This window comes from Streptomyces sp. NPDC093018, assembly GCF_040684035.1.
Lineage (GTDB): Bacteria > Actinomycetota > Actinomycetes > Streptomycetales > Streptomycetaceae > Streptomyces > Streptomyces murinus.
The window spans coordinates 86323-113189 of record NZ_JBFBFF010000008.1 but is presented as its reverse complement, the minus strand read 5'-3'; the positions used below and the strand labels follow the sequence as shown (position 1 = coordinate 113189).

The window sequence follows — 26867 nt, the reverse complement described above, 5'->3', positions numbered from 1 at the left end:
CTGATGAGCACCAACTCCCGTCTGCGTACCTTCGGTTCGCGCGAGGTCGGCCCCGGTCGTCCCGTCTACATCTGCGGCGAGATCGGCATCAACCACAACGGTGAGCTGGAGAACGCCTTCAAGCTGATCGACGTCGCCGCCGAGGCCGGCTGCGACGCCGTCAAGTTCCAGAAGCGCACCCCCGAGATCTGCACCCCGCGCGACCAGTGGGACATCGAGCGCGACACCCCCTGGGGCCGGATGACCTACATCGACTACCGCCACCGCGTGGAGTTCGGTGAGGACGAGTACCGCCAGATCGACGAGTACTGCAAGGAGAAGGGGATCGACTGGTTCGCCTCCCCGTGGGACACCGAGGCCGTCGCCTTCCTGGAGAAGTTCGGCGTGCCGGCCCACAAGGTGGCCAGCGCCTCCCTGACCGACGACGAGCTGCTGCGCGCCCTGCGCGCCACCGGCCGCTCCGTCATCCTCTCCACCGGCATGTCCACCCCGAAGCAGATCCGCCACGCGGTCGAGGTCCTCGGCTCGGACAACATCCTGATGTGCCACGCCACGTCGACCTACCCGGCCAAGGCCGAGGAGCTGAACCTCCGCGTGATCAACACGCTGGAGAAGGAGTTCCCGAACGTCCCGATCGGCTACTCCGGCCACGAGACGGGCCTGCAGACCACGCTGGCCGCCGTCGCCCTCGGCGCCACGTTCGTCGAGCGCCACATCACCCTCGACCGCGCCATGTGGGGCTCCGACCAGGCCGCCTCGGTCGAGCCGGGGGGCCTGACCCGCCTGGTGCGCGACATCCGCACCATCGAGTCCTCCCTCGGCGACGGCGTCAAGAAGGTCTACGACTCCGAGCTCGGCCCGATGAAGAAGCTGCGCCGCGTCGCCGGTGTCGTCGCCGAGGCGGAGATCGCGGCCGCCGCTGGCGAGCCGGTCACGGTGTGAATCCAGGTCACTTACGACGGGACGGTCGCACCCCGATGAGCCCCCGCACCGGCCGCACCGGCCACCCCACCCGCACGCTCGCCTTCGTGGAGAGCCCGGTCCAGCTTCTCAACGTGCTGGAGTGGGCACATCTGCACGGACCGCACGACCCGGCCCCCGCCCCGGGACCGGGCGACAGCGTCCGGCCGGGGGACGGGACGACGGGAAACGCGACCGGCCTGTCCGACCCGGGCCTGTCTGACCCGGGCCCGTCCGACCCGGGCCCGTCCGGCTCGGGCCTCGCGGGCTCCGGTCTGCCGGGCTCGGGTCTGTCGGGTTCGGGCCGGTCCGGCCTCGGTTCGTCGGGCGTCGGTCGGTCCGGCGTGGGTCTGCCGGGCTCCGGTCTGCCGGGCTCGGGTCCCTCGGGCTTGGGTCCGTCTGGCTCGGGTCTGTCGGACCCCGGTCTGTCCGGCTCGGGCCTGTCCGGCGCGGGTCTGTCGGGCTCGGGTCTCTCGGGCCCCGGTCCGTCCGGCTCGGGTCCGTCTGGCTCCGGTCTGTCCGGCTCGGGTCTGTCGGGCCCCGGCCCTTCCGGCTCCGATTCTTCCGGCTCCGGCTCCGGCTCCGGCTCCAGTTCCTCGGACGGTGACGCCGACCCGGCGGCGGCGTCACCGTCCACGTCGGTGCCGGGCGCGCCCCCCGTACCGGCCTCCGGCCCGCTCGCCTCCGTTCCCGCGCAGGTGCGGCGGACGGTATCCGCCGCCACGGGCGCACCGGCCGCACCGGCCGACGCGGACCTCACGGTCGTCGTACTCGCCCCGACCGACCCCATGACCCGGGGCCAGCTGCGCCGCATGGCCGACCTGGCCCGGGACGAGGGCTACCGGGTGCGCTGGGAGGAGGCCCGCGGCGGCCCGACCGCGCCCTTCGCCACCATCGGTGGCCTCAGCGGTCTGCTCCGCCGCGCCGACCGCGTGGTCATGGGCGACCCCTTCTCCCGCTACGTCCAGCTGCTGCTGACCATCACCCGGGCGCGCGACCTGGTGGTGGTGGACGACGGCACCGCGACGATGGAGTTCGTCGCCCAACTCGCCCGCGGTGAACGCCTGGTGCGCTGGCACCGCAAGGGCGGCCGCCCCGGCCCCCGCGATCTGCTCTTCGCGCCGGTGTCCTCCTCGGCCCGCCGGCGGCTGACGCCCAGCGCCCGCCGCCGGGTGGAGGTCTTCTCCTCCATGCCGGTGCACGAGACGCCCGAGGGCGTCACGGTCACGGTCAACGACTTCTCCTGGACCCGGGCCCGCTTCGGCCCGCCGCGCATCACCAAGGGCGCCGACATGGTGGGCACGTCCCTGGTGGAGACGGGCGTGGTCGACAACGACTCCTACCTGGAGGCCGTCCGCACCCTGGCCAAGGCCCACGGCACCACCCGCTACTTCGCCCACCGCCGCGAGAGCACGGAGAAACTCCACCGGCTGGCCAAGGAGACCGGCCTGGAGATCGTCCGCCCCGACCTCCCCCTGGAACTGATCGCCCGCCGCGGCCCCATCGGCCGTACGATCCTCAGCTTCCCCTCCACCGTCGTCCACACCCTCCCGCTGGCCCTGGCCGGCACCGGCGTCCGCGTCGCGGTCTGCGACATCGACCCGACCTGGCTGACGGAGAACGCCTCCCCCCGCGCCCAGGGCTTCCTCTCCGGCGTGACGGGAACGGCCCGGGACGTGCACCGGCTGACGAGCGTCACCGCGGTGTGACCCCCCATGGAGCGGCGGAGCCTCCGGAATTCCCATGAGCCCCGCGGCGGGCGGTTCTACGGCGGTTCCTCGTCCGCCTCGTCCGCCCCGTCCTCTTCGTCCGCCTCCGCCGCGGCCATGATCGCCGTCTCGTAGCTGTCGAGGACCTGTTCCACGGTGCGGTTCGTGTGCTGTGCCAGGTCGACGACGGCCGAGACCGCCCAGTTGGCCAGGGACAGGGCGAAGGCCATCAGCTCGTCCTCGCCGCGGCCCTCCTTGACCGCCATCAGGTAGGTCAGGTTCAGATAGGGCACGAGGTCGGGTTGCGAGGCGTGGGCCGCGTTGCTGCGGAGCATGCCGATCGTGGTCCGGGTGGCCTCGGAGCGCAGCGGCAACAGGCGGTCCCGTTCCGCGTGCACCTCCATGAGCCACTGCCGGCGTTCGTCCTTGTCGTTCACGCCGTACCTCTACCCACGGCCTCGCCGTCTTACGGCCTCCTGGCCAGGATGAACGTCCTCGCCCTGGTCTCCTCGCCCATCGGCTCACGGCGCACGGTCGCGGTCAGGGCCAGCCCCGCCTCCGCCAGCAGGGCGGTGACCTGGTCGGCGGTGCGCCAGTAGTGCCGGGTCTGGAAGGCGAGGAGGGCGGGGGCGCCGGGGCGCGGAAGGGATGTCCAGGGATGTCATCGAGCCCGGTCGGCGGCCCAGTTGAGGGTCGGCCGCGGGGGCCGGCGGCGCCAGGCTGCCCCATCGGCTGGACCGGAACCTGATCACGGGCCTTCGTGGGGCCGGCGCGGGGTGCGGGCCCGGCGGTGTCACCGCGCTGTCCCCGCCCGTCCGGGCCACACAGGTCACGGCTCGCGACCCTACTGGCTGCGGGCCGAGTGGAGGTCCGGTTCGTGGACATGGCGAGCGTGACTCGGGCAAGGCGTGGTATGCGTGGAAGAAGAAAAAAGTGGTTTTACCCATCACAGTCCACAGTCATGCGTCCAGCGGTCAGATTTTCTTCCCCTAACGGGCTGAACTTTTGTTGATCCAGGGGCAGTTGACCACCCGGGCGTCCTACCCTTCAGAGGGTGAAGCAATTGATGTCCCTAGAGTCCGAGTCCGGCCTCCCGGGGGATGTGCTCCCCGGCGTGCTGAGCGAGTCCCTGCACGCCGAACTCGTCGCCTTCCGCCGCGACTTGCACATGCACCCCGAGCTGGGCAACCAGGAGTTCCGTACGACCGCCGCGATCAAGGAGCGGCTGGAGAAGGCCGGGCTGCGCCCCCGTGTCCTCGCCACCGGAACCGGGCTCGTGTGCGACATCGGCGTGAAAGAGGGCGAGCGCCCCGATGTGCCGGTGCTGGCGCTGCGGGCCGATATCGACGCGCTGCCCATCCCGGACACCAAGGCCGACTGCCCGTACCGCTCCACCGTGCCCGACCGCGCGCACGCCTGCGGCCACGACATGCACACCACCATCGTGCTCGGCACCGGCCTCGTCCTCGCCGACCTGCACGAGAAGGGGCTGCTCACCCGCCCCGTACGGCTGATCTTCCAGCCCGCCGAGGAGGTGCTGCCCGGCGGTGCCCTCGGCGCCATCGAGGACGGCGTGCTGAACGGCGTCGGGCGGATCCTCGCCGTGCACTGCGACCCCCGTGTCGACGCCGGCCGCGTCGGGCTGCGGCACGGGCCCATCACCAGCGCCTGCGACCGCCTTGAGGTCCTCCTGGACGGCCCCGGCGGCCACACCGCCCGCCCGCATCTGACCACCGACCTGGTCACCGCCGCCGCCCGCGTCGCCGTCGACGTCCCCGCGCTGATCGCCCGCCGCGTCGACACCCGCGTCGGCCTCGCCCTCACCTGGGGCCGTATCGAGTCGGGCCACGCCCCGAACGTCGTACCGCAGCACGCCGAGCTCTCCGGCACCGTGCGCTGCCTGGACCTGGAGGCCTGGCGGCAGGCGCCCGACATCGTGCACGCGGCCATCGACGAGGTCGCCACCATGCACCGGGCCAAGTCGGAGATCAACTACGTACGAGGGGTGCCGCCCGTCGTCAACGACAAGGGCTCCGCCGAACTGCTGCGCCGCGCGATGGCCGCCCGCCGGGGCCGGGACTCCGTGGAGAGCACCGAGCAGAGCCTCGGCGGCGAGGACTTCTCCTGGTATCTGGAGCACGTGCCCGGCGCCATGGCCCGCCTCGGCGTCCGCCGCCCCGGCGAGCGCACGGTCCGCGACCTGCACCAGGGCGACTTCGACGCCGACGAGCACGCCATCACGGTCGGCGTGGAGATGTTCACCGCGGCCGCGTTCCTGGACGACAGCGACGACTGAGGCGACTGGCGCGGCTGGGGCGGCAGCGGCGTTCGACCGGGTGGCGGGGGTGCCCCATGGAGAGGGGTGTCCCCGCCGCCCGTAAGCGCTCGCCCGCTCCGGCGCAACACACTGGCAAGCCAATCGTGCACTGTGCGCAACAGCCGCGTGAGAGGACTCGGAGAACGAGTTCAGATGCTGTTTGCCTCGAATCGATAACGGCTTCGAGAGAGGGTTTTTTGCGACATCTACGCGCGTTACGATGCCGCGAAGCCGACGCCGCCGGGGTGTTCGGCTCAAGCGCCGACATGGCGCTCAGGTCAGGTGAAGGAGCCTTCCCGTGCGCCGGGTAGCCAAGCTTTCCGCTGCGTGTCTCGCCACCGCAGCCCTCGCCCTTTCCGCCACCGCGTGTGGCAAGACGTCCTCCGACGATGCCAGCTCTTCCTCCTCGGGCGGCGCGAAGGGCGGCATCAAGATCGGTCTCGCCTACGACGTCGGCGGCCGTGGTGACCGGTCCTTCAACGACTCCGCCGCGCGCGGTGCCGACAAGGCCGAGAAGCAGTTCGGCGGCTCCATCAAGGAGCTGACCGCGAAGACCTCGGACACCGAGGCCGACCGCGAGCAGCGCCTCCAGGACCTCGCGGACGCCGGTTACAACCCGATCGTCGCCGTGGGTTACGCCTACGCCCCGTCGGTGCAGAAGATCGCCGCGAAGTACCCGAAGACCAGCTTCGGCATCGTCGACTCGGTGGTGGACGGCAAGAACGTCGACAGCATCACCTTCACCGAGGAGCAGAGCTCCTACCTGGCCGGTGTCGCCGCCGCGCTGAAGACCAAGAAGGACCACATCGGCTTCATCGGCGGTGTCGACAACCCGCTGATCAAGAAGTTCCAGGCCGGTTACGTGCAGGGCGTGCACGACACCAACCCCAAGGTGAAGGTCGACGTCCAGTACCTGAGCCACGGCCAGGACACCTCCGGCTTCTCCAGCCCGGACAAGGGCCAGCAGGCCGCGCAGGGCATGCTGGACAACGGCGCGGACGTCATCTACGCGGCGGCCGGCTCCTCCGGCACCGGCGCGATCGAGGCCGTGAACGGCGTCAAGGGCGCCTGGGCGATCGGCGTGGACTCCGACCAGTACAACATCCCGGGCATGGAGAAGTACAAGAGCTCCATCCTGACCTCCGCGGTCAAGAACGTCGACGTCGGCGTCTTCGACTTCATCCAGTCCGTCAAGAACGGCAAGCCGCTCGCGGGCAACAACGTGTACTCCCTCGCCAAGGGCGGTGTCTCCCTGGCCACCAGCGGTGGCTACCTGAAGGACATCCAGGCCAAGCTGGACGCCGCGAAGCAGAACATCGTCGACGGCAAGATCAAGGTCAAGACCACCCCTTGATCCCGCCTGAGTGCCAGGCATCCGACCTGAGCAGCAGGTAAAGGGTCCGGTCCGCCCGGACCCCGGCTCGGCGCGGGGAGCCGTTCGCGCTCCCTTCGCCGGGCCATAACAATGTGTCAACTCTACGCGTGTAGCTAAGAGTTGCCGCGCTAGCGTCGCCGACGCCTGCCCTCCCTCCCCTTACGCAGCCCCTTTCCCCGAGGAGAGTGCGCCATCAACGCGTCCAGCCCTCCCGCTGCCGTCGAACTGCGCGGCATCACCAAGCGTTTCCCCGGCGTCGTCGCCAACCGCGACATCGACATCACCGTCGCCAAGGGCACCGTCCATGCCCTGTGCGGTGAGAACGGCGCCGGCAAGTCCACCCTGATGAAGATCCTCTACGGCATGCAGCAGCCGGACGAGGGCACCATCACCATCGACGGCGAGCGGGCCGTCCTGAACAACCCCGGCGACGCCATCGCCCTCGGCATCGGCATGGTGCACCAGCACTTCATGCTCGCCGACAACCTCACCGTCCTGGAGAACGTCGTCCTCGGCGCGGAGAAGCTCCACGGCATCGGCGGCAGGGCCCGCGCGAAGATCAAGGAGATCTCCGACGCGTACGGCCTGAACGTGCGCCCCGACGTCCTCGTGGAGGAGCTGGGCGTCGCCGACCGCCAGCGCGTGGAGATCCTCAAGGTCCTCTACCGCGGCGCCCGCACCCTCATCCTCGACGAGCCGACCGCCGTGCTCGTGCCGCAGGAGGTCGACGCGCTCTTCGACAACCTGCGCGAGCTGAAGGCCGAGGGCCTCACGGTCATCTTCATCTCCCACAAGCTGGGCGAGGTGCTGTCCGTCGCCGACGAGATCACCGTCATCCGGCGCGGTACGACGGTCGGCACCGCCGAGCCGGCCTCCACCACCCCCCGCCAGCTCGCGGAGATGATGGTCGGCAGCGAGCTGCCCACCCCGGAAACCGAGGAGTCCACGGTCACCGACGTCCCGATGCTCACCATCGAGGGCCTGCACCTGGGCCAGACCGACCTCGACGGCATCGAGCGCGTCATCCTCGACAAGGTCTCGCTGACCATCCACAAGGGCGAGGTCCTCGGCATCGCCGGTGTGGAGGGCAACGGCCAGTCCGAGCTGGTCGAGGCCATCATGGGCATGCGCCACCCGGACTCCGGGACCATCACCCTCGACGGCGCCGACATCTCACAGCGCGCCACCCGGCAGCGCCGCGAGGCCGGCATCGGCTACATCCCCGAGGACCGGCACCGCCACGGCCTGCTGCTGGAAGCCCCGCTGTGGGAGAACCGCATCCTCGGCCACGTCACCGAGAAGCCCAACTCCCGCGGCTTCCTGCTCGACAACAAGGCCGCGCGCGCCGACACCGAGCGGATCGTGGCGTCGTACGACGTCCGCACCCCCGGCATCGACGTCACCGCGGCCTCGCTGTCCGGCGGCAACCAGCAGAAGCTGATCGTCGGCCGCGAGATGAGCCACGCCCCCAAGCTGCTCATCGCCGCCCACCCCACGCGCGGTGTGGACGTCGGCGCGCAGGCGGCCATCTGGGACCACATCCGCGAGGCCCGCCGCGAGGGCCTGGCCGTGCTGCTGATCTCCGCCGACCTGGACGAGCTGATCGGCCTGTCCGACACCCTGCGGGTGATGTACCGCGGCCGCCTGGTCGCCGACGCCGACCCCGCCACCATCACCCCCGAGGAGCTGGGCTCCGCCATGACGGGTGCGGCCACCGGCCACCTGGAGCACGCAGAGGACGACGCCCGATGAAGAAGCTGACCTCACGGATCGACAAGGAGCGGCTGCTCCTCGGCATCGCGGCCCCGCTGCTCGCGATCGTCGCCGCGCTCGTCATCACCGCCCTGGTGATCCTCGCGACCGGCAAGAACCCCGGCCCCGCCTTCAGCGACATGATGACCTACGGCTTCGCCAGCGACAGCCAGGTCTACATCCTCAACAAGGCGACCACGTACTACCTCGCGGGCGTCTCGGTGGCCATCGGCTTCCGGATGAACCTGTTCAACATCGGTGTCGACGGCCAGTACCGGCTCGCCGCGTTCTTCGCCGCCGTCCTCGGCGGGGCGCTGACCCTGCCGGGCTGGCTCTCCATGCTGCTGATCCTGATCTGCGCCATGGCGACCGGCGCCGTGTGGGCGGCCATCGCCGGTGTCCTCAAGGTGACCCGGGGCGTCAGCGAGGTCATCTCGACGATCATGCTGAACTCGATCGCCACCGCGATCATCGGCTACCTGCTCCAGCCCGGCAAGCTCGCCCACCTCTACCAGGGCGGCACCGTCGTCGCGACCAAGCCGCTCCCGTCGGCCTCGCACTTCTTCCTGATCAACGCCGGTCCGGCCGGTGAGCTGGACGGCTTCATCGTGATCGCCGCGATCGTCGGCATCGCCTACTGGTTCGTCCTCGGCCGCACCCGCTTCGGCTACGACCTGCGCACCGTCGGCCAGTCCGAGAGCGCGGCCACCGCGAGCGGTGTGTCGGTGAAGAAGATGGTCGTCACCAGCATGATCATCTCGGGTGCGGCGGCCGGTCTGATCGGCATGCCGACCCTGCTCAACGAGAGCTACCAGTTCAGCAGCGACTTCCCGACCGGCATCGCCTTCACCGGCATCGCCATCGCGCTGCTCGGCCGCAACAACCCGATCGGCATCGCGCTCGGCGCCCTGCTGTGGGGCTTCCTGGAGCGCACCACCAACCACCTGGAGTTCCAGGGCTACGACAAGGAGATCCTCGGCGTGATCCAGGGCGTCATCGTCCTGTGCGTCGTGATCGCCTACGAGGTCGTACGCCGCTACGGCCTCAAGCGCCAGCAGCAGAAGGTCGGCGCCGAACTCGCCGCCCAGGCCGCCGCCCCGACGAAGAAGCTGGAGGTGGCGTGATGACTGCCACGATGACCGACACGCCGCCGCCCGCGGCGCCCAAGGCCGCGGGCGCCGCGGCGCCCAGGAGTTCGAGCCGCTCCCTCGGCCAGATCCTGCTCCTGGTCGCGGGCGGGCTGCTGCTCCTGGCCGCGGTCCGGGTGATCACCGGCTCGCAGGACCTGGACTCCGCGGGCCAGGTCAGCGCCGCCCTCGGGCTCGCCGTACCGATCGGTCTGGCCGGTCTGGCCGGTCTGTGGTCGGAGCGGGCCGGCGTGGTCAACATCGGCCTCGAAGGCATGATGATCCTCGGCACCTTCGGCGCCGGCTGGGCCGGCTGGCAGTCCAGCCCCTGGCTCGGCCTGCTGTGCGGCATCGGCTTCGGTGTCCTCGGCGGTCTGGTGCACGCGGTCGCCACCATCACCTTCGGCGTCGACCACATCGTCTCCGGTGTCGCGCTCAACCTGCTCGCGCTCGGTGCCACCCAGTACCTCGCCAAGCTGAGCTTCACCGGTGACGCCGCGTCCAACGCGGGCGGCAACCCCAAGCAGTCCCCGCCCGTGGACGCCCTGCCGGACGTCACGATCCCCGGTCTGTCCGACGGTCTCCAGTCGCTGGAGAAGCACCACTGGTTCCTGGTCTCCGACCTCGCCGGCGTCATCGGCGGCCTGGTCACCCACCTGTCCGTGGTGACCATCCTGGCCGCGGTGCTGTTCGTGGGCAGCTGGTGGCTGCTGTGGCGAACCCCCTTCGGGCTGCGGCTGCGCTCCTGCGGCGAGAACCCGGTCGCGGCGGAGTCGCTCGGCGTCAACGTCTACAACTACAAGTACGCGGCCGTGGCCGTCTCCGGCGGTCTCGCCGGCCTCGGCGGTGCCTTCCTCGCGCTGGTCACCTCGCACACCTATCTGGAGGGCCAGACCGGCGGCCGCGGCTATATCGGTCTCGCCGCGATGATCTTCGGCAACTGGCGGCCGGGCGGCCTCGCGATGGGCGCGGGCCTGTTCGGTTACTCCGACGCCCTCCAGCTGCGCAACGGCGGTACGACCGTGCACGCGCTGCTGCTCCTGCTGGTCGTCCTGCTGGTCGCCCTGGCGGCCTGGAAGATCTACCGCAAGGCCACCTGGCACGGCGCGATCAGCCTGATCGTGGCGGCGGCCGTCCTGGTCTGGTACCTGTTCACCGACGAGGTGCCGAGCGACTTCGTGGGCGCCACGCCGTACGTCGTCACGCTGCTGGTGCTGTCGCTCTCCGCGCAGCGTCTGCGGATGCCGAAGGCGGACGGCATGCGGTACCGGAAGGGCCAGGGTAAGTGACGAAGAACGCGGCCGGATTCGACTGGGAGGCGCTGCGCGCCGAGGCCCGGGAGGCGATGGCACACGCCTACGCCCCCTACTCCGGCTACCCGGTCGGCGTGGCGGCGCTGGTCGACGACGGCCGCACCGTCACCGGCTGCAATGTCGAGAACGCCTCGTACGGCCTCGGCCTGTGCGCCGAGTGCGGCCTGGTGTCGCAGCTCCAGCGCACGGGTGGCGGCCGTCTGACGCACTTCACCTGTGTGGACGGCGCGGGCGCGCTGCTCGTGCCGTGCGGGCGCTGCCGTCAGCTGCTCTACGAGTTCGGCGGTCCGGACCTGCTCCTGGACACCCCCGCGGGCGTCCTGCCGCTGTCCGAGATGCTGCCCCAGGCCTTCGGCCCGGACCATCTCACCAAGTAATTCCGTACGGCCCTCCTGGCGCATCCGCACAGGGGGGCCGTACCCCTTGCACCTCCCGGAAGGAAGCCATCAGCCATGGCCATGGACGCCATCTCCGTGATCCGCACCAAGCGGGACCGCGGCGAGCTGACCGACGCGCAGATCGACTGGGTCATCGACGCGTACACGCGCGGCGAGGTCGCCGACGAGCAGATGTCCGCGCTCGCCATGGCGATCCTGCTCAACGGCATGAACCGGCGGGAGATCGCCCGCTGGACGGCGGCCATGATCGCCTCCGGCGAGCGCATGGACTTCTCCACGCTGGCCCGCCCGACCGCCGACAAGCACTCCACCGGCGGCGTCGGCGACAAGATCACCCTGCCGCTGGCCCCGCTGGTCGCGGCCTGCGGCGCGGCCGTGCCGCAGCTGTCCGGCCGGGGTCTCGGCCACACCGGCGGCACCCTGGACAAGCTGGAGTCCATCCCCGGCTGGCGCGCGCTGCTCTCCAACGAGGAGATGCTGAATGTGCTCGACGGCGTCGGCGCGGTGATCTGCGCGGCGGGCGACGGCCTCGCCCCCGCGGACAAGAAGCTGTACGCCCTGCGTGACGTCACCGCGACGGTCGAGGCGATCCCGCTGATCGCCTCCTCCATCATGTCCAAGAAGATCGCCGAGGGCACGGGCTCGCTGGTGCTGGACGTGAAGGTCGGCACCGGCGCCTTCATGAAGAACCTGGCGGACGCCCGCGAGCTGGCCTCCACCATGGTGGGCCTGGGCACCGACCACGGTGTCCGCACCGTCGCCCTCCTCACCGATATGTCCACCCCGCTCGGCCTCACGGCGGGCAACGCGCTGGAGGTCCGCGAGTCGGTGGAGGTCCTCGCGGGCGGCGGCCCCGCGGACGTCGTCGAGCTGACCCTCGCCCTGGCGCGGGAGATGCTGGACGCGGCGGGCCTGAAGGACGCCGACCCGGCGAAGGCACTGGCCGACGGCTCGGCGATGGACGCCTGGCGCCGGATGATCGCGGCCCAGGGCGGCGACCCGGACGCCGCGCTGCCCACCTCCCGCGAGCAGCATGTGATCACCGCCCCCTCCTCGGGCGTCCTGACCCGTCTGGACGCCTACGACATCGGCATCGGCGCCTGGCGTCTCGGCGCCGGCCGCGCCCGCAAGGAGGACCCGGTGCAGGCCGCCGCCGGCATCGAACTCCACGCCAAGCCGGGCGACACCGTCACCGCGGGCCAGCCCCTGCTGACCCTCCACACGGACACCCCCGAGCGCTTCGACTACGCCCTGGAGGCCGTGTCGGGCTCCTACGACATCGCCGCCCCGGGCACCGCGTTCTCGGCGACCCCGGTCGTGCTGGAACGTATCGCCTGACCTGCGGTTCCCTCGTCTGGGTGAACGGGACCGGCGAAACTCCGCCGGTCCCGTTCGGCGTGTGTGATGGGCCCATGGACGAGTTCGAGGGCGACTACATGCTGACGGCGAGCGCGTGGGACGAACTGCTCTGGGTCTGGAAGCGGACCGACGCTCCCAAGGGCTGCAAAGTGGAGATCCTCCAGGGACTCGTCACCGTGGCCCCCTACTCCGCGGTCGCCCATCCACTCGTGCAGGCGCCGCTACAGAGGCGCCTGCACGAGGTGATCCCGGCGTCCTGGGGCATCTACCAGCGGCTGGCCCTGGCGTGTCCCGCCCGCTCGGAGCTGTATGTGCCGGATCTCGCGGTGGTGCCGGAGCGGGGCATGAAAGGCGAGGACGAGTACTACGTTCCCGCCGGCGCGGCCGAACTGGTCGTGGAGGTCACCTCCGTCGCTACCGCTCACCACGACCGGAGCACCAAGGCGGCGGGCTATGCCGCGGCCGGTGTTCCGTTGTATCTCCTCGTCGACCAGCTGGCGCCCGACGGACCGGCGGTCACGCTGTACGGCACTCCGCTCGGCGGCGCCTACCGTGTCCTCGCCTCGGTGGGGTTCGGGTCGCCCCTGGAGCTGCCCGCTCCCTTTCGGCTCGCCGTGTCCGTCGGCTGAGCGGGGTCACCCCAGCACCGCCGCCACCCCCACCAGCACCGGTACCGACACCACCGTCGACAGCAGGATCGACTCGCGGGCCAGGGACTGGGCGACGTGGTAGCGGCTGGCGTAGGTGAAGAGGTTCTGGGCGGCGGGGAGGGCGGAGGTGACGACGACGTCGAGGAGGGGGGCGCCGTGGAGGTGGAAGAGGGAGGTGGCGAGGGCCCACGCGGCCAGGGGCTGGCCCAGGGACTTCAAGGCCACGGAGAGCAGCACGAGTTGGCGGTCCCGGCCGCGGCAGGGGGCCGCGCTGCCGTGCAGGGACATGCCGAAGGCCAGCAGGGCCGCGGGGACGGACATGTTGCCGATCAGGGTGAGCGGGTCCAGCACCGGGCCGGGGAGCCTCCAGCCCGCCGCGGCGACCACCACGCCGGACAGTGAACCCACCGCGATCGGATTGCGCAGCGGGGTCAGCAGCCGCTGCCCGAGCGTGCCCTTCTCGACCGTCCCGGACAGATCGAGGACGGTCAGCGCGATCGGCGTGACCAGGACGACCTGGAAGAGCAGCACCGGCGCCACGAGGGACGCGTCGCCCAGCACATACGCGGCGATCGGGATCCCGAGGTTGCCCGAGTTGACGTAACCGGAGCACAGCGCGCCGATCGTCGTACGGCCCACACCCCACCCTCGGGCCGCCCCCGCCACCACGAAGACGGCCGAGACCGCCGCCGTGCTCAGCGCCGTCACCAGCAGGCGGGCGGAGAAGAGCACCGACAGGTCGGCTCTGGCCAGGGTGGTGAACAGCAGCGCCGGACCGGCCACCATGAACGCCAGCCGGGTCAGTACGTCCATGCCCTGCGCGCCGAGCGTTCCGCGCCGCCCGAGGACGTAGCCCACCCCGATGACGATCGCGATCACCGCGAACCCGCTCAGTACCCCCGTCACGGTCCCAACCCTCCGTCCCGGGGGAGGAGTTGGTCAATGTGATTCGTGTGATGCCGGTCGCCGGTCGCCGGTCGCCGGTGGTGGCGCGGGGGTGCCCGCGGCCGCCGTCCATCCCCGCGTGGACACCGAGGAACCCCCTGTGCTGGTACTGCCCGAGGCCGTCGGCCGCGACGGGACACCGGCGCTCTGCGACGCCGTACGGTCCGCGCCGGAGCGCACCGGCGCCCGCGCCCGCGTCGACGTCTGCGACACGGGCGCGCTCGCATCCGGCTGCGTGCCCCGCCTCCGCGCTACTCGCGCTCCTCGCCGCCCTCGGACTCCGCTTCCAGGCGGAGGGGCAGCCCGAAGAGGGGGAACCAGCGCCGGGTGTCGAGGAAGCAGTGGAAACCGGTGATCCGGCCCTCTGACAGCTCCAGCACCTGCACCGCCCAGGGGCTGAACCCGCCGCGGTCCGGGTCCGGCTTGTAGTGCGCGAATCCGGGCAGTCCGTTCGCCCGCACCGGCACCAGCCGGGAAGCGGCACAGGACGCCCCGATCGTGCTCAGGAAACCGGTGATGTCGGCCGGGCCGCGCAGCCACAGGTCGAACGGCGGCATCGTCATCACCGCGTCCTCGTGCAGCAGCGCCGTCAGCGCCGCCATGTCGTACCCCTCGAACGCCTTCACATAGCGCTCCAGCAGCTTCCGCTGCTCCTCGTCCAGCGGATCGGACACCTCGCCCGCCCCGCCCGCGGCCGTCCGCTCGGCGAGCGTGGCCCGCGCCCGCTGCAACGCGCTGTTGACCGAGGCCACCGAGGTGTCGAGCAGCTCGGCGACCTCGCTCGCCCGCCACGCCAGCACCTCGCGCAGGATCAGCACCGCCCGCTGCCGGGGCGGCAGTCGCTGGAGCGCCGCCATGAACGCCAGCCGGATCGACTCCTTGGCCACCGCCGCCTCCGCCGGATCCGCCACCGAGGGCAGCACCCGCGCGTCCGGCACCGGCTCCAGCCAGGTGTGGTCCGGGCGCGGGGACAGCGCCGCCCGGGCCAGCGGGGTCGCGTCGGTCAGATCCATCGGCCGGGCCCGCTTGCCGCCCGCCGCCAGCATGTCCAGGCACACGTTCGTCGCGATGCGGTACAGCCACGAGCGCAGCGAGGACCGCCCCTCGAATTTCTCGTGTCCGCGCCAGGCCCGCACCAGGGTGTCCTGCACCGCGTCCTCCGCCTCGAAGGAGGAGCCGAGCATCCGGTAGCAGTACCCGGTCAGCTCGGTCCGGTGCTTCTCCAGCGCGACGTCGATCCCCGCCGTCGCCGTGTCCTCGCCCATCGCCCACCCGCCCCCGTGGCCGTCCCGTACGCGCCTTCACGCCCAGTACGTCGCAAGCTACCGCAGCCCACTGACAACGACCGCCGGAGCAAGAAGGAGCAAGAAGGAGCAAGAAGACGACCGGGTCGGACCAATCTAGGACCGGCTGTGATCGGTTCTGGACGCACAGGAGGGGTACGGGACCGTACGGCCCCGTACCCCTCTACCCGTTCGGGATGTCTCGGGAGATTCAGTGCGCCGCGACGGGCCGGGCCGCCACCCGCGCCGCCCGCGACCCCAGCACCGTGATGGTGACGACGCCCAGGATCGCGAGGAGACCGACGCTCACCGTGCCCGTCCAGCCGTTCGCGTGGAAGGCCAGCGCGCCCACCGTGCTGCCGACGCTGGAGCCGATGTAGTAGGCGGACTGGTAGAGCGCGGAGGCCTGGGCGCGGCCGTGGGTGGCGGTCTTGCTGACGGCCGAGGAGGCGACCGCGTGGCCCGCGAAGAAGCCCGCGGTGATCAGCACCAGGCCGAGCAGCACGAGGGGGAGGGACGCGGCGAGGGAGAGCAGCAGCCCCGCCGTCGTCGTACCGCCCGCCAGATACAGCGCGCCGCGGCGGCCGAGCCGGCCCACCAGACGGCCCGCCGTGGACGCCGAGACCGTGCCCACCAGATAGACCAGGAAGATCGAGCCCACGATGCCCTGCGGCAGCCCGAACGGCGCACCCGTCAGCCGGTAGCCGATCACCGTGTACACCCCGCCGAACACCGTCATGAACAGCGCGCCGATCGCGTACAGACGACGCAGCAGAGGGTCCGAGAGATGCGTGCGGACCGTGCCCAGCAGCACCCGGGGGCGCAGCGAACCCGCCTTGAAGTGCCGCGGCGCCGGCAGCAGCAGCCGGAACGCCACCGCGCACCCGACCGCGATCACCCCGATCACCCCGACCGACACCCGCCAGCCCCACATCTGCGCCACCCAGCCGGTGATCACCCGGCCGCTCATCCCGCCGACGCTGTTGCCCGCCACGAACAGGCCGATCGCCGTGACCAGCGCGCGCGGGCGCACCTCCTCGGCCAGATACGCCTGCGCCGAGGCGGGCAGTCCGGCGAGGGCCGCGCCCTGCACCGCGCGCAGCGCCACCAGCGCGCCGATCGACGGCGCGAAGGGCACCAGCAGACCGACGGCCACCGCGACCGCCAGCGAAGCCGTCATCACCGTACGACGCCCGAAGCGCTCCGACAGGGCGCTCATCGGCAGCACGAACAGCGCGAGCCCGCCGGTCGCCGCCGCCACCGTCCAGCTCGCCTCGCTCGCCGCCACCCCGAAGTCGTCGGAGATCAACGGCAGCAGGGCCTGGGTGGAATACAGCAGGGCGAAGGTCGCGACCCCGGCGAGGAAGAGGGCGAAGCTCATCCGGCGGTAGCCGGGGCCGCCCGGGGTCAGCCGGGAGTCGGAGGAGGGGGTGATGACAGGGGACGCGGCGTCCAGGGTGCTGGACGCCCCGGTACTGGCGGGAGACATGCTTCGACCGTAAGGACGCGCCTCTCATCCGTCCAATGCATGGAATCGTCATAATCGTTCCCATGGAGCATCAGCAGAGGTCAGAGACCCGCCTGTCACCATCCGGTGACACAGAAGACATGGCGCTGTTGCTGGCACCCCGCCTCGCCTACTTCGCCGGGGTGGCCCGCAACGAGCACGTCACCCGCGCCGCCCAGGAACTGAACGTCCCCCAGTCCACCCTCTCCCGCGCGATGGCCCGCCTGGAGCAGGACCTGGGCGTGGAACTGTTCGCCCGGCGCGGGCGCACCCTCGTCCTCACCACCGCGGGCCGCACCTTCCTCGCCTCCGTCGAACGCGCCCTCGGCGAGGTGGAACGCGCCGCCGAGGAGGTCCGCGCCGACGCCGACCCGGCCACCGGCAAGGTCGCCTTCGGCTTTCTGCACACCATGGGCGCCGAGACCGTGCCCGGACTGCTGGGCGCCTTCCGCGCCGAGCACCCGCGCATCCGCTTCAGCCTCGTCCAGAACTACGGCGAGGCCATGCTGGAGGGCATGCGCGCTGGCCGCCTCGACCTCTGTCTGACCTCACCCGTCCCGGACGCCCCCGACCTCGTCGTCCGCCGCCTGGACGAACAGAAGCTCCGCCTCGTCGTGCCCGCCGACCATCCGCTCGCGGGCCGCCGCCGGATCCGGCTGGCCGAGGCGGCCGAGGAGAACTTCGTGACCCTGGAACCCGGCTACGGACTGCGCCGCATCACCGACGCCCTGTGCCGCGAGGCCGGCTTCGCGCCCCGGATCGCCTTCGAGGGCGAGGAGGCCGAGACGCTACGGGGCCTGGTCGCGGCCGGGCTCGGGGTCGCGCTGCTGCCGCCGCCGACGGTGCCACGGCCCGGCGTGGTGGAACTGTCCGTCACCGCGCCCCGCGCCGTCCGCGAGATCGGCGTCGCCTGGCCGGCCGACCGCCCGGACACCCCGCCGGTCGCCGCCTTCAAGAAGTTCCTGCTGTCGCGGCGCGGCAATCTGCTCCCGTCCTGAACCCCGTTGCGGAACCCACTGGTTCACCGCCGCCGCAGCGACTTGCCGAACCCCACCGCCAGCGGCATCCGCAGCCCTATCGGCGGCGGCGCCGCCAGCGCGTCCTCGACCGGCCGGGACACCGGGTGCCCGAACAGCGCGCCCCGCATGAAGTCGGCGGCCAGGCACTCCACTTCGTCCCGGTGGCCGCCCAGCCGGTGCCCGTCGGAGTGCACCTCGAACCGGCACACCTCCCGGTTCACCTTCTTCGCCCGCGCCGCGAGCCGGAAGGACAGCTCCGGGTCGCTGCGCTCGTCGTTCGTGCCGTGCACGATCAGCACCCGCCGCCCCACCAGCTGCTTCACCGGCTCGGCGGGCGCGGCCACATCCTCCTCGGGCAGCCAAGGGGCCAGCGCCACCACCGAGTTGACCGCCTCGTGCCCACCCGCCCGCAGCGCGGCCCGGCCGCCCATGCCGACGCCGACCAGGCACACCGGGACATCTCCGTACCGCCGTACGACCTCGTCCGCCGCCCACTGAGCGTCGGCGGCCAGATGCGCCTCGCTGCCGTTCCAACCCCGGTACCGGTAGCGGACGGTGTGCACGGCCAGGCCCTCGCCCTTTCCGGTACGGACGAACCGCCGGCCCAGCGAGCGCACGAACGCCGCCGGCCCCGTCACGGACGGCCTGCGCGCGGAGACCTCCTCCCCGCCGGGCAGCAGCAGCACCACCCCGCACACCGAGTCCGGTACCGGCCCGACCACCTTGCCCAGCCCGGCCGTTCGGACCGGCGATGCTTGCTGTCCCATGGCAGAACAGTGTCAGAAGCGACGGTGTACGAAACCCGTCCATGCGGTCACCGTTGGGTCTCGACGTAAAGAGGACGGAAAGCAGGCGGAAAACGTCCGGCCGTGTCCGGCTGCCGGGCCGGAGCTTTCTACGCGCGTAGGCAGTACAGTGCGGAAATGACGAGCCAGACTGCACCGAAGGGGACCGTTCCGGCGAATGTGCCGGGGCATGTACCGACGCCGGACCAGATCCGCCGGGCGCCCAAGGTTCTGCTGCACGATCATCTGGACGGCGGGCTGCGGCCCGGCACCGTCGTCGAACTCGCCCGGGACAGCGGGTACACGGAGCTTCCCGAGACCGATCCCGACAAGCTGGGGATCTGGTTCCAGGAGGCCGCCGACTCCGGCTCTCTGGAGCGCTATCTGGAGACCTTCCGGCACACCGTCGGCGTGCTGCAGACCAGGGAGGCGCTCGTCCGGGTCGCCCGGGAGTGCGCCGAGGACCTCGCCGAGGACGGGGTGGTCTACGCCGAGGTGCGGTACGCGCCCGAGCAGCATCTGGAGCGGGGGCTGACCCTGGAAGAGGTCGTCGAGGCGGTCAACGAGGGGTTCCGGCAGGGCGAGCGGCTCGCCCGGGAGAACGGGCACCGGATCCGGGTCGGCGCCCTGCTCACCGCGATGCGGCACGCCGCCCGCTCCCTGGAGATCGCCGAACTCGCCAACCGCTACCGGGAATCCGGCGTCGTCGGCTTCGACATCGCCGGCGCCGAGGCCGGGCACCCGCCCACCCGGCACCTGGACGCCTTCGAGTACCTCAAGCGCGAGAACAACCACTTCACCATCCACGCCGGAGAGGCCTTCGGGCTGCCCTCCATCTGGCAGGCGCTGCAGTGGTGCGGCGCCGACCGGCTCGGGCACGGGGTGCGGATCATCGACGACATCGAGGTCCGGCCGGACGGGTCGGTACGGCTCGGGCGGCTCGCGTCGTACGTCCGGGACAAGCGGATCCCGCTGGAGCTGTGCCCCAGTTCCAATCTCCAGACGGGGGCCGCGCCCTCCTACGCCGAGCATCCCATCGGGCTGCTGCGCAAGCTTCTGTTCCGGGCCACGGTTAATACCGACAATCGTCTTATGTCGCACACCAGCATGAGCCAGGAGTTCGAGCATCTTGTCGACGCGTTCGGTTATACGCTCGACGACCTCCAGTGGTTCTCTGTCAATGGGATGAAATCAGCGTTCATTCCTTTCGATGAACGTCTTGCGATGATCAATGACGTCATCAAGCCCGGATATGCCGAACTGAAATCCGAATGGCTGTTTCAGCAGACGTCTCCCACCAGCGGTTCTGTGAGTTCCGAGGGGTAAGCGGCCCTCTCTCGCGGTGCGGAATGCGGACACGCTTTCACCAGGTGTCCGCATTTCGGTGTTTGCGGGTCGGGGTGCGGCGCGTTTACGGTCATGGACCGCTCCTGAAGTTTTCCGTCTCCGCATTCAAGGACGCATTTGCCATGAAGCAGTCTGCCGTCAAGACCCTCGGTGTCGCCGCCCTCGGTGCCGCCTTCGCCGTCGTCGGCGCGGGTGCCGCCAACGCCGCTCCCGCCGCTCCCGACGCCACGCAGGTCACCAAGGCGCTGCCGGGGACCGTCGAGGCGCTCACGCAGGGGCAGGGTGCCGTGGCCTCCGGCGTGGCCGCCGCGAAGCCGGCCGTGCAGCGGGTGCTCGCGCAGGGGCCCACGGGGCTGCTCGGCGGACTGCCGCTCGGCAGCACCGGCCTGCCCACCCACGGCATGGGTGTCAACGGGCTCCCGCTCGGCTGACGCCACCACCCCGACGCCGCCGGTGCGTTCCGGATCCGACCGGAGCGCCCCGGCGGCGTGGTGTGTCACCAGCTGGAGGCGCGGGCCTTGTCCTCGGACGGCAGCAGGATCCACAGGGCTATGTAGAGCAGGAACTGAGGGCCCGGCAGCAGACAGGACAGCACGAAGATCACGCGCATCGTGGTCGCGGAGGTGCCGAAGCGGCGGGCCAGGCCCGCGCACACTCCGCCGATCATGCGGCCGTGGGTGGGTCGGGCAAGGGCGGTCATGACGCATCCTCCGTGGTCGTCGGTGTGCTCGATGTGCTCGATCAGCTGTCTACGACGATACGGACACGAAGGGGATGAAGCGTCACTCTAAGGAGCGATTCCGACCCTGGGAATCGTCGGGGTCCGCCCCTGAGAAAGCCCCTCCTGAAAGGTGGCCGGCTCCGCCTCCAGGCACTCGTGCAGCCGCTCCCACCTGCGCAGACGCGCACGAGCCGCGGGGACGACGAGCAGATGGGCCACTATCGCCCCGGCTGTGTTCAGCAGCAGCGAGTCGACGTCCACCACCCGGCCCGGGACCCCCGTCTGCAACAGGGCGATGCCGAGCGAGACCAGGCAGACCGCGGCGGCGGTGCGCAGCAGCGAGGCGAGCGGGGACACCGTGAGCCGCCCGTGCGCCATCGGCAGCAGTACCCCGAGCGGCGCGAGCAGCGCGAGCCCCTCACCGAGCGGCTTCACCGCGGCCGGCCACCCCAGCGCCAGGTCGGCGCGGATACCGGCCAGCGGGTGCAGGTTGGGCGGCGTCACCCAGGGCACGTCCAGTGGCCGCAGCATCAGCCAGGCGACGAAGGCGATGTGGGCGAGGAGGAGGATGCCCCCTGCCGTCCGGACGCGGATGGCGGCGATGCCGCCGAAGTCCCCTTGACCCTGCACGCCCCCCAAGACGCGTGGGTTCGTACGATCGGTTCCGCATCCGGATGTGACCCGACACTCGAACATCCTGTCGACCGCCTCGCCGGCCGGGAGGCGCGCACATCACCGCCGGGGTGACCGGGTCGGTACCGTGCGCGTGCGCTGAGTCGGCGCGTCGCCAACCACCCAGCGCCAAGCCGCCCCGCTCCACGACCTCCGCGAAGTGATCCGCGTAGCGCCGGTCACTGATCAGCTGCGCGGCGCAGACGCGGCGGAATGTCAGCCTCTGGCTACGAACGCGATATCAGCCCGTTCCCTCTGCTACCTCGCTCGTCGGTGGTGTCGTCGTGCCCGGGTGGTTGCGGACGTCGTCCGTGCAGGCGTAGCGGCGCAGGGGGGTGGGGGAGGGGCCGCCCAGGATGACCGAGCCGTCGCCCTCTGTCGCGGCGGAGTCCGAGAGGGTGCAGACCAGTTGGGCCAGGGCTGCGGTGGGGAGGCGGGCGGGGGCGGTGCTCAGGCGGAGGGTGTCCTCGGGGTCGTGCGGGGCCGGGCCGGAGACGGTCAGGCCGCCCGGGACGTACGTGGCATAGCCCGCGGAACGTTCCGCCGAGGAGGGCGCCGTGGCCAGCTGGTCCAGCAGGCCCTGGGCCACCATCACCCGGCGGCGGTCGTCGGGGGTGCCCTCCGGGACTCGTACCGCACGGTCCACCGTCACCAGGGACGCCCCGCACAGCAGGAAGACCTGCACGGGTACGCCCTGCTGTGCCGACTGGCCCGAGTCCGTCAGGGAGCAGGGGACACGCGAGGGTGCCGGGCCGAAGTCGGTCGGTACCTGGGTGGCGCGGATGCCGCACCCGGTGAGCAGGGCGCCCAAGAGGGGCAGGACGAGCCATCGGCGCCCGGGTCGTCTTCGTCGTCGTGCCGTCGTCATCGTCGTCATCACCCCTCCTTCCCCTGCGTCGCGCTGCCGTTGCCGTCCTTCTTCTCGGTGCTCTCCTCCGGTTCCTCCGTCAGTTCCGAGGCGTCCCGGGGCAATCGGAGGGTGAACACCGCGCCGCCCTCGGGGGAGTTGGCGGCCGTGATCTCGCCGCCGTGGATGTGCGCGTTCTCCATCGCGATGGAGAGGCCGAGGCCGCTGCCCTCCGAACGGGGGCGGGAGGCGCTGGCCTTGTAAAAGCGGTCGAAGACGTGCGGGAGGACGTCCTCGGGGATGCCGGGGCCGTGGTCGCGGACCTGGATGACCACCGAGTCGGACGCCTCGCGCACCGCGACCCGGACCGGCGAGCCGCCGTGCTTGAGGGCGTTGCCGATCAGGTTGGCGAGGATCACGTCGAGGCGGCGCGGGTCGAGGCGGGCGTGGATGCCGCGCTCGGCGTCCAGTTCCACCGCGTCCAGCCAGGCGCGGGCGTCGATGCAGGCGGTGATCTGGTCGGCGACGTCGACGTCGTCCAGGACCAGCCGGGCGGTGCCCGCGTCGAAGCGGGTGACCTCCATGAGGTTCTCGACCAGGGTGTTCAGGCGGCGCGTCTCGCTGACGACCAGGCGGACGGCCGGCTCGATCATCGGGTCCATGCTGCCCGCGTCCGCGTCCAGCTCCTCCTCCAGCACCTCCGTGACGGCGGTGATGGCGGTCAGCGGCGTACGCAGCTCATGGCTCATGTCGGCGACGAAGCGCCGGGAGGCGTCGTCCCGCGCCGCCATGTCCGCGACGCGCTTCTCCAGTGCCTCCGCCGCGTTGTTGAACGTCCGGGAGAGATCGGCGAGTTCGTCCGTGCCGGACACCCGCAGCCGGGTGTCCAGCTTGCCCTCGCCGAGGCGGCGGGCGGCGACCCCGAGGCGGTGCACCGGCTTCAGTACGGTCGTGGCGGCGGCCTGCGCGAGCAGCGCGGCGCCGATCAGCGCGAGACCGGTCGCGATGCCCAACGACCAGGCCAGCGAGTCGAGATCCTTCGCCTCCGGCTCCAGGGACTTCGCCATGTAGCCGGTCGGACCGCCGCCGATCACCCGGGTGCCGGCGACCAGGTACGGCGTGCCGTGGTCCACGACGCGCTGCCAGTACAGGTGGTACGGCTGCTTGTTGGTGTCGCTGATCTCCTGCTGCCTGCCCACCGCCGTACGCAGCGACTTGGGCACGTCCTCCAGGGAGAACCCGTTGATGCCACCGGAGTTGCCGTACACCGTCTTGCCGCGCGCGTCCTGGCCGACCAGGAGCACGCTGAAGCTCTGGCTGCTGGACGCCATCTGCCCGGCGGTGCGCTGGAGTTCGTCCTGGGTCGGATGGACGGGCAGCGCGCCCGCGCGGTTCTGCATTTCCTGGCGGAAGTCGCGCAGCACCGCGTCCTGGGCGCGGGTGAGCACCGCCTCGCGATTGAGCCAGTAGGCGATGCCCGACGCCGACACCGCGGCGGTGAGCGCGACCAGGCCGAAGACGACGACCAGCCGCAGCCGCAGACTGGTGAACCTGAGCCGGGACAGACCTCCCTTGCGCCCCGCGGACCAGCCGCGCAGCCCCCCTCGCGTATCGCTCACGAAGGAGTGTCCAGGCGGTAGCCGACACCACGGACCGTACGGATCAGGGTCGGGGACGAGGGCACGTCCTCCACCTTGGCGCGCAGCCGCTGCACACACGCGTCCACCAGGCGGGAGTCGCCCAGGTAGTCGTGCTCCCACACCAGCCGCAGCAGCTGCTGGCGGGACAGCGCCTGGCCGGGCCGCCGGCTCAGCTCCAGGAGCAGCCGCAGCTCGGTCGGGGTGAGCTGGAGGTCCTCGCCGTTCTTCGTCACGGTCATCGCCGAGCGGTCGATGACCAGGCTGCCGAAGCTCGCCGAGTCGCTGGACTCGCGCTCGCCGCGGCGCAGCACGGCCCGGATCCGGGCGTCCAGCACCCGGCCCTGAACCGGTTTGACCACATAGTCGTCGGCGCCGGACTCCAGTCCGACGACCACGTCGATGTCGTCGCTGCGCGCGGTCAGCAGGATGATCGGCAACTGGTCCGTGCGCCGGATGCGCCGGCACACCTCGAACCCGTCGATACCGGGCAGCATCACGTCCAGAACGATCAGGTCCGGCCGCTGCTCGCGCAGCAGCTTCAGACCGTCCTCGCCGCTGGCAGCGGTGGCCACACGGTGTCCCTGGCGCGTCAGTGAGAGCTCCAGGGCCGTACGGATGGCGTCGTCGTCCTCGATCAGCAACAGGGAAGGCACCCGCTCATTCTGGCCCATGGACGGGGTGTCGTACGACCTGTCGGCCACAGCCCCGCAGTATCCCCACGACCTGCTCCGCGCTAGCGCCACCGGCTGTGCACTTCCTGTGACGGCGCCGACGGCCGGGGGCCCTGTGACAGGTCTGTGACAGTCGGGGGACACACCGATGAAGTCACCCCGGCAGGCTTTTCGTCACGGGCACGGCGAGCAGCCGGATCCGGCCGAAATGGCCGGAACAGCCCGGAGCACGACCGGGCGCGGCCCGGGATACGACCGGGCCCAGGCTCGGAGCAGGACAGAAACACCGGAAGTCCACGACGGGGAGCGCGAGATGAACACGCTGCACAGCATCAGCACCAGCGCAGTGGTCACGCGTCTGCACGACGTGCACCGGGGTTCGGAGAAGTCCGGTGCTGCCATGAGCGGGCGGGGGTGCGCTCGCGGCACCGGGCGTCAGCACGGCGTGTACGGGCAGCAGCCCTACATGTCGGTGATTGACGCGCGTACGGGGGACACGCACGGGGGAAGCGCGTACAAGGAGGACACGGGGGAGCGTCGCTCGCTGACGGAGGCGGAGTTCACCGCCTACGTCCAGGAGCGCCGCGCCTCCTTGTACGCCACCGCCTACCACCTGACCGGCGACCGTTTCGAGGCCGAGGACCTGCTCCAGAGCGCGCTGTTCTCGACCTACCGGGCGTGGGACCGGATCAGCGACAAGGCGGCGGTCGGCGGCTATCTGCGGCGCACGATGACGAACCTGCACATCAGCGCCTGGCGGCGCCGCAAGCTCAACGAGTACCCGACCGAGGAACTGCCCGAGACGCCCGGCGAGACGGACGCGATGCGCGGCACCGAGCTGCGCGCGGTCCTGTGGCAGGCGCTGGCCCGGCTGCCCGAGCTCCAGCGCACCATGCTGGTCCTGCGCTACTACGAGGGCCGTACGGACCCGGAGATCGCGGACATACTCAACATCAGTGTCGGCACGGTGAAGTCCAGCATCTGGCGCTCGCTGCGCCGACTGCGCGAGGACGAGGTCCTCAGCTTCGGCCGTGACGAGGAGAACGCCTTCGGCGAACTGGTCGCCTGAGGTACGGGGGAGACACGGGGTACGGGGGCCGGGCCGCTGGGGGGCGGTTCGGAGCGTACGGGGGAATGACGGGGGAACCACGGGGGAGGAACCGAAAAGGGGCTGGTCGGACCGGGGGGTCCGGGCGGCCCCTCTTCGGTTCCTCCTTGTGTTCTCTACGTCGTTCTCTGCGTTCGCTGCGTTCTCTACCGCTCCGCTTCCCGGTGCCGCCGTCCGGCGGTGGTGTACTTGCCGGCCCACTCGGCGACCGCGAGCCGGCGCAGGGCCTCGTCCCGGTCGCAGGGGTGTGCGCCCAGCGTGACCTGGCGGGCGACGATCGTGCGCTCCGCCCGCATCAGCCGCCAGCCGCGGCGCAGCAGGAACGGCACCGACTTACGGCCCTCCTTCAGATCGCGCACGAAGCGCCGCCGGAAGGTGGTGACCGCGCCGCGGTTCAGGCAGAGCGCGTCGGCGAGGACGCCGAGTTCCCGGCAGCGTTCGACGATCTCCGCGGCGAAGATGCCCTCCGCGATGAACAGGGGCGTACGGTCCAGCCGCAGCGTCTCCTCGCCGGTACGGGCGCTGAGCGAGATGTCGTACACCGGCACCGGCGTCGAACCCGTGGCGCACAGGCGGCTGATGGCGTCGAGGGCGACCTGTGCGTCCCACGAGTCCGGGTGGTCCCAGTCGATGTCCGAACTCCCCTCCACCAGGGGCAGAGTCGGGTCGTCGGCCTCTTTGTAGAAGTCGTCCAGGCGCAGGACGGGCAGCCCGGAACGGGCGGCGACCAGGGACTTGCCCGAACCCGAGGGGCCGCACAGCAGCACGACACGGGCGGGGGACGGGGGATGAATGCTCACGGAACACCAGTTTGACGCATGGCGCGGCGCCTGCCGACCCCGCGGTTCGCTTTTGAAGCGCGGGTCACCTCTCAACTACCCTGTGTCGCGACATCATTACCCTGCGCACCAGAAGGTGGCACCAGCGATGGCCCGACACAGCAAGTCCCAGCACCGCACCGCGCGCCGTGCCCTGTTCGCCCTCGTGACCACCGGCGCGGCGCTGGGGGCGGGCGCGGCGACGGCCCACGCGGACACGGACGCACCTCTCGTGCAGGTGCCGTGGCGGCCGACCTCCCTGGGCAACATCGACCCCCAGGCCGGCCTCACGGCCCTCACCGGCACGGTCGGCTACGTCACCGGCCCGGTCGCCGGCCTCAAGCCCAACCCCCTCGCGGGCACCGGCGTCGACCCCCTCGACAACGGAGTGGGCACCCAGGTCGCCGACTTCAAGCCCGTGGGCTCCCAGATGCTGACCGCCCCGATCGCGGAGGCCCAGTCCCTGGGAAGCCTTCCGGTGGTGGGACAGGTGCTGGCGGGGTTGAGCCACTAGGGGTACCCCGAAAGGGGCGCGGGGAACTGT

At 71.2% G+C, this 26867-nt stretch carries 26 protein-coding genes; 15 read left to right on the top strand and 11 right to left on the bottom strand.

Annotation, left to right across the window (positions count from 1 at the left end; all coding sequences use genetic code 11):
• The first annotated feature begins 3 nt into the window (after positions 1–3).
• Together AB0N90_RS19765 and AB0N90_RS19760 are read left to right on the top strand one after the other, a co-directional pair.
• Positions 4–942 carry an N-acetylneuraminate synthase family protein gene (locus AB0N90_RS19765; RefSeq protein WP_361676291.1) on the top strand — a complete coding sequence of 313 codons (939 nt, stop codon included), beginning with the start codon at positions 4–6 and terminating at the stop codon, positions 940–942.
• A gap of 716 nt (positions 943–1658) precedes the next feature.
• Positions 1659–2669, top strand: a complete 1011-nt coding sequence (locus AB0N90_RS19760; RefSeq protein ID WP_365198586.1) for a hypothetical protein — start codon at positions 1659–1661, stop codon at positions 2667–2669.
• 56 nt (positions 2670–2725) lie between these two features.
• Here the strand turns inward: AB0N90_RS19760 and AB0N90_RS19755 are convergent, their stop codons facing one another.
• Positions 2726–3106 (bottom strand): hypothetical protein, encoded by a 381-nt coding sequence (locus AB0N90_RS19755; protein ID WP_361676289.1) that lies wholly within the window; start codon positions 3104–3106, stop codon positions 2726–2728.
• Between the two features lie 629 nt (positions 3107–3735).
• Between AB0N90_RS19755 and AB0N90_RS19750 the strand changes: the two genes are divergently transcribed.
• From AB0N90_RS19750 to AB0N90_RS19715, 8 genes are all read left to right on the top strand, one after another.
• Positions 3736–4965 carry an amidohydrolase gene (locus AB0N90_RS19750; protein WP_365198243.1) on the top strand — a complete coding sequence of 410 codons (1230 nt, stop codon included), beginning with the start codon at positions 3736–3738 and terminating at the stop codon, positions 4963–4965.
• Between the two features lie 319 nt (positions 4966–5284).
• Positions 5285–6340, top strand: a complete 1056-nt coding sequence (locus AB0N90_RS19745) for a BMP family ABC transporter substrate-binding protein (protein ID WP_365198240.1) — start codon at positions 5285–5287, stop codon at positions 6338–6340.
• Between the two features lie 246 nt (positions 6341–6586).
• Positions 6587–8113, top strand: coding sequence for an ABC transporter ATP-binding protein (locus AB0N90_RS19740; RefSeq protein ID WP_365198583.1), 1527 nt, complete (start codon positions 6587–6589; stop codon positions 8111–8113).
• Complete coding sequence (locus AB0N90_RS19735; RefSeq protein ID WP_037656079.1) at positions 8110–9237, top strand: ABC transporter permease; 1128 nt, start codon at positions 8110–8112, stop codon at positions 9235–9237. Before AB0N90_RS19740 ends, AB0N90_RS19735 begins: the two co-directional genes overlap by 4 nt.
• On the top strand, positions 9237–10529 hold the full coding sequence (locus tag AB0N90_RS19730) for an ABC transporter permease (protein WP_365198237.1): 1293 nt from the start codon (positions 9237–9239) through the stop codon (positions 10527–10529). Before AB0N90_RS19735 ends, AB0N90_RS19730 begins: the two co-directional genes overlap by 1 nt.
• The gene (locus AB0N90_RS19725) at positions 10526–10930 is read left to right on the top strand and encodes a cytidine deaminase (protein ID WP_361676274.1); all 405 of its coding nucleotides are present in this window, start codon (positions 10526–10528) and stop codon (positions 10928–10930) included. Before AB0N90_RS19730 ends, AB0N90_RS19725 begins: the two co-directional genes overlap by 4 nt.
• A gap of 75 nt (positions 10931–11005) precedes the next feature.
• Positions 11006–12289: a thymidine phosphorylase gene (locus tag AB0N90_RS19720; protein WP_365198234.1), complete on the top strand. Its 1284-nt coding sequence runs from the start codon at positions 11006–11008 to the stop codon at positions 12287–12289.
• A gap of 74 nt (positions 12290–12363) precedes the next feature.
• Positions 12364–12939, top strand: a complete 576-nt coding sequence (locus AB0N90_RS19715; protein ID WP_365198231.1) for a Uma2 family endonuclease — start codon at positions 12364–12366, stop codon at positions 12937–12939.
• Positions 12940–12945: 6 nt separating this feature from the next.
• Here the strand turns inward: AB0N90_RS19715 and AB0N90_RS19710 are convergent, their stop codons facing one another.
• The 3 genes from AB0N90_RS19710 to AB0N90_RS19700 form a co-directional block, all read right to left on the bottom strand.
• On the bottom strand, positions 12946–13866 hold the full coding sequence (locus AB0N90_RS19710; RefSeq protein ID WP_365198228.1) for an AEC family transporter: 921 nt from the start codon (positions 13864–13866) through the stop codon (positions 12946–12948).
• A 290-nt stretch (positions 13867–14156) separates the two neighbouring features.
• Positions 14157–15170 carry a sigma-70 family RNA polymerase sigma factor gene (locus AB0N90_RS19705; protein WP_365198225.1) on the bottom strand — a complete coding sequence of 338 codons (1014 nt, stop codon included), beginning with the start codon at positions 15168–15170 and terminating at the stop codon, positions 14157–14159.
• Between the two features lie 229 nt (positions 15171–15399).
• Positions 15400–16677 carry an MFS transporter gene (locus tag AB0N90_RS19700; RefSeq protein ID WP_128791420.1) on the bottom strand — a complete coding sequence of 426 codons (1278 nt, stop codon included), beginning with the start codon at positions 16675–16677 and terminating at the stop codon, positions 15400–15402.
• A gap of 62 nt (positions 16678–16739) precedes the next feature.
• On the opposite strand from AB0N90_RS19700, the gene AB0N90_RS19695 reads away from it, so the two are divergent.
• Complete coding sequence (locus AB0N90_RS19695; protein ID WP_128791421.1) at positions 16740–17693, top strand: LysR family transcriptional regulator; 954 nt, start codon at positions 16740–16742, stop codon at positions 17691–17693.
• Positions 17694–17716: 23 nt separating this feature from the next.
• On the opposite strand, the gene AB0N90_RS19690 is transcribed toward AB0N90_RS19695, so the two are convergent.
• Entirely contained in the window at positions 17717–18481 is a 765-nt protein-coding gene (locus AB0N90_RS19690) for an alpha/beta hydrolase (protein WP_365198222.1), read from the bottom strand.
• Between the two features lie 156 nt (positions 18482–18637).
• Between AB0N90_RS19690 and AB0N90_RS19685 the strand changes: the two genes are divergently transcribed.
• Both AB0N90_RS19685 and AB0N90_RS19680 read left to right on the top strand, forming a co-directional pair.
• Entirely contained in the window at positions 18638–19825 is a 1188-nt protein-coding gene (locus AB0N90_RS19685) for an adenosine deaminase (protein ID WP_365198219.1), read from the top strand.
• A gap of 143 nt (positions 19826–19968) precedes the next feature.
• The gene (locus AB0N90_RS19680) at positions 19969–20277 is read left to right on the top strand and encodes an ATP-binding protein (protein ID WP_361676252.1); all 309 of its coding nucleotides are present in this window, start codon (positions 19969–19971) and stop codon (positions 20275–20277) included.
• Between the two features lie 65 nt (positions 20278–20342).
• Here the strand turns inward: AB0N90_RS19680 and AB0N90_RS19675 are convergent, their stop codons facing one another.
• The 5 genes from AB0N90_RS19675 to afsQ1 form a co-directional block, all read right to left on the bottom strand.
• On the bottom strand, positions 20343–20546 hold the full coding sequence (locus AB0N90_RS19675; protein ID WP_037656098.1) for a PspC domain-containing protein: 204 nt from the start codon (positions 20544–20546) through the stop codon (positions 20343–20345).
• 87 nt (positions 20547–20633) lie between these two features.
• A complete protein-coding gene (locus tag AB0N90_RS19670; RefSeq protein WP_365198216.1) occupies positions 20634–21197 on the bottom strand; it encodes a VanZ family protein in 564 nt (187 codons plus the stop codon).
• 283 nt (positions 21198–21480) lie between these two features.
• Entirely contained in the window at positions 21481–22116 is a 636-nt protein-coding gene (locus tag AB0N90_RS19665; protein ID WP_365198213.1) for a hypothetical protein, read from the bottom strand.
• Entirely contained in the window at positions 22116–23705 is a 1590-nt protein-coding gene (locus AB0N90_RS19660) for a HAMP domain-containing sensor histidine kinase (RefSeq protein WP_361676243.1), read from the bottom strand. The genes AB0N90_RS19665 and AB0N90_RS19660 overlap by 1 nt, the downstream gene beginning before the upstream one ends.
• Positions 23702–24379 carry a two-component system response regulator AfsQ1 gene (afsQ1, locus tag AB0N90_RS19655; protein WP_086809919.1) on the bottom strand — a complete coding sequence of 226 codons (678 nt, stop codon included), beginning with the start codon at positions 24377–24379 and terminating at the stop codon, positions 23702–23704. Before afsQ1 ends, AB0N90_RS19660 begins: the two co-directional genes overlap by 4 nt.
• 331 nt (positions 24380–24710) lie before the next feature.
• Between afsQ1 and AB0N90_RS19650 the strand changes: the two genes are divergently transcribed.
• Positions 24711–25466, top strand: a complete 756-nt coding sequence (locus AB0N90_RS19650) for a SigE family RNA polymerase sigma factor (protein WP_128791426.1) — start codon at positions 24711–24713, stop codon at positions 25464–25466.
• Between the two features lie 185 nt (positions 25467–25651).
• Here AB0N90_RS19650 and AB0N90_RS19645 read toward each other — a convergent pair whose 3' ends face one another.
• Positions 25652–26305, bottom strand: coding sequence for a uridine kinase (locus tag AB0N90_RS19645; RefSeq protein WP_232987526.1), 654 nt, complete (start codon positions 26303–26305; stop codon positions 25652–25654).
• Positions 26306–26432: 127 nt separating this feature from the next.
• On the opposite strand from AB0N90_RS19645, the gene AB0N90_RS19640 reads away from it, so the two are divergent.
• Positions 26433–26837 (top strand): hypothetical protein, encoded by a 405-nt coding sequence (locus AB0N90_RS19640; protein ID WP_365198209.1) that lies wholly within the window; start codon positions 26433–26435, stop codon positions 26835–26837.
• Positions 26838–26867 lie beyond the last annotated feature (30 nt).

Bases quoted from the DNA above. Each gene is read 5' to 3' on its own strand.
- AB0N90_RS19765 (WP_361676291.1), top strand. From the start codon at position 4: ATGAGCACCAACTCCCGTCTGCGTACCTTCGGTTCGCGCGAGGTCGGC.
- AB0N90_RS19750 (WP_365198243.1), top strand. From the start codon at position 3,736: ATGTCCCTAGAGTCCGAGTCCGGCCTCCCGGGGGATGTGCTCCCCGGC.
- AB0N90_RS19735 (WP_037656079.1), top strand. From the start codon at position 8,110: ATGAAGAAGCTGACCTCACGGATCGACAAGGAGCGGCTGCTCCTCGGC.
- AB0N90_RS19730 (WP_365198237.1), top strand. From the start codon at position 9,237: ATGACTGCCACGATGACCGACACGCCGCCGCCCGCGGCGCCCAAGGCC.
- AB0N90_RS19720 (WP_365198234.1), top strand. From the start codon at position 11,006: ATGGCCATGGACGCCATCTCCGTGATCCGCACCAAGCGGGACCGCGGC.
- AB0N90_RS19715 (WP_365198231.1), top strand. From the start codon at position 12,364: ATGGACGAGTTCGAGGGCGACTACATGCTGACGGCGAGCGCGTGGGAC.
- AB0N90_RS19705 (WP_365198225.1), bottom strand. From the start codon at position 15,170: ATGGGCGAGGACACGGCGACGGCGGGGATCGACGTCGCGCTGGAGAAG.
- AB0N90_RS19700 (WP_128791420.1), bottom strand. From the start codon at position 16,677: ATGTCTCCCGCCAGTACCGGGGCGTCCAGCACCCTGGACGCCGCGTCC.
- AB0N90_RS19695 (WP_128791421.1), top strand. From the start codon at position 16,740: ATGGAGCATCAGCAGAGGTCAGAGACCCGCCTGTCACCATCCGGTGAC.
- AB0N90_RS19690 (WP_365198222.1), bottom strand. From the start codon at position 18,481: ATGGGACAGCAAGCATCGCCGGTCCGAACGGCCGGGCTGGGCAAGGTG.
- AB0N90_RS19685 (WP_365198219.1), top strand. From the start codon at position 18,638: ATGACGAGCCAGACTGCACCGAAGGGGACCGTTCCGGCGAATGTGCCG.
- AB0N90_RS19680 (WP_361676252.1), top strand. From the start codon at position 19,969: ATGAAGCAGTCTGCCGTCAAGACCCTCGGTGTCGCCGCCCTCGGTGCC.
- AB0N90_RS19675 (WP_037656098.1), bottom strand. From the start codon at position 20,546: ATGACCGCCCTTGCCCGACCCACCCACGGCCGCATGATCGGCGGAGTG.
- AB0N90_RS19665 (WP_365198213.1), bottom strand. From the start codon at position 22,116: ATGACGACGATGACGACGGCACGACGACGAAGACGACCCGGGCGCCGA.
- AB0N90_RS19650 (WP_128791426.1), top strand. From the start codon at position 24,711: ATGAACACGCTGCACAGCATCAGCACCAGCGCAGTGGTCACGCGTCTG.
- AB0N90_RS19640 (WP_365198209.1), top strand. From the start codon at position 26,433: ATGGCCCGACACAGCAAGTCCCAGCACCGCACCGCGCGCCGTGCCCTG.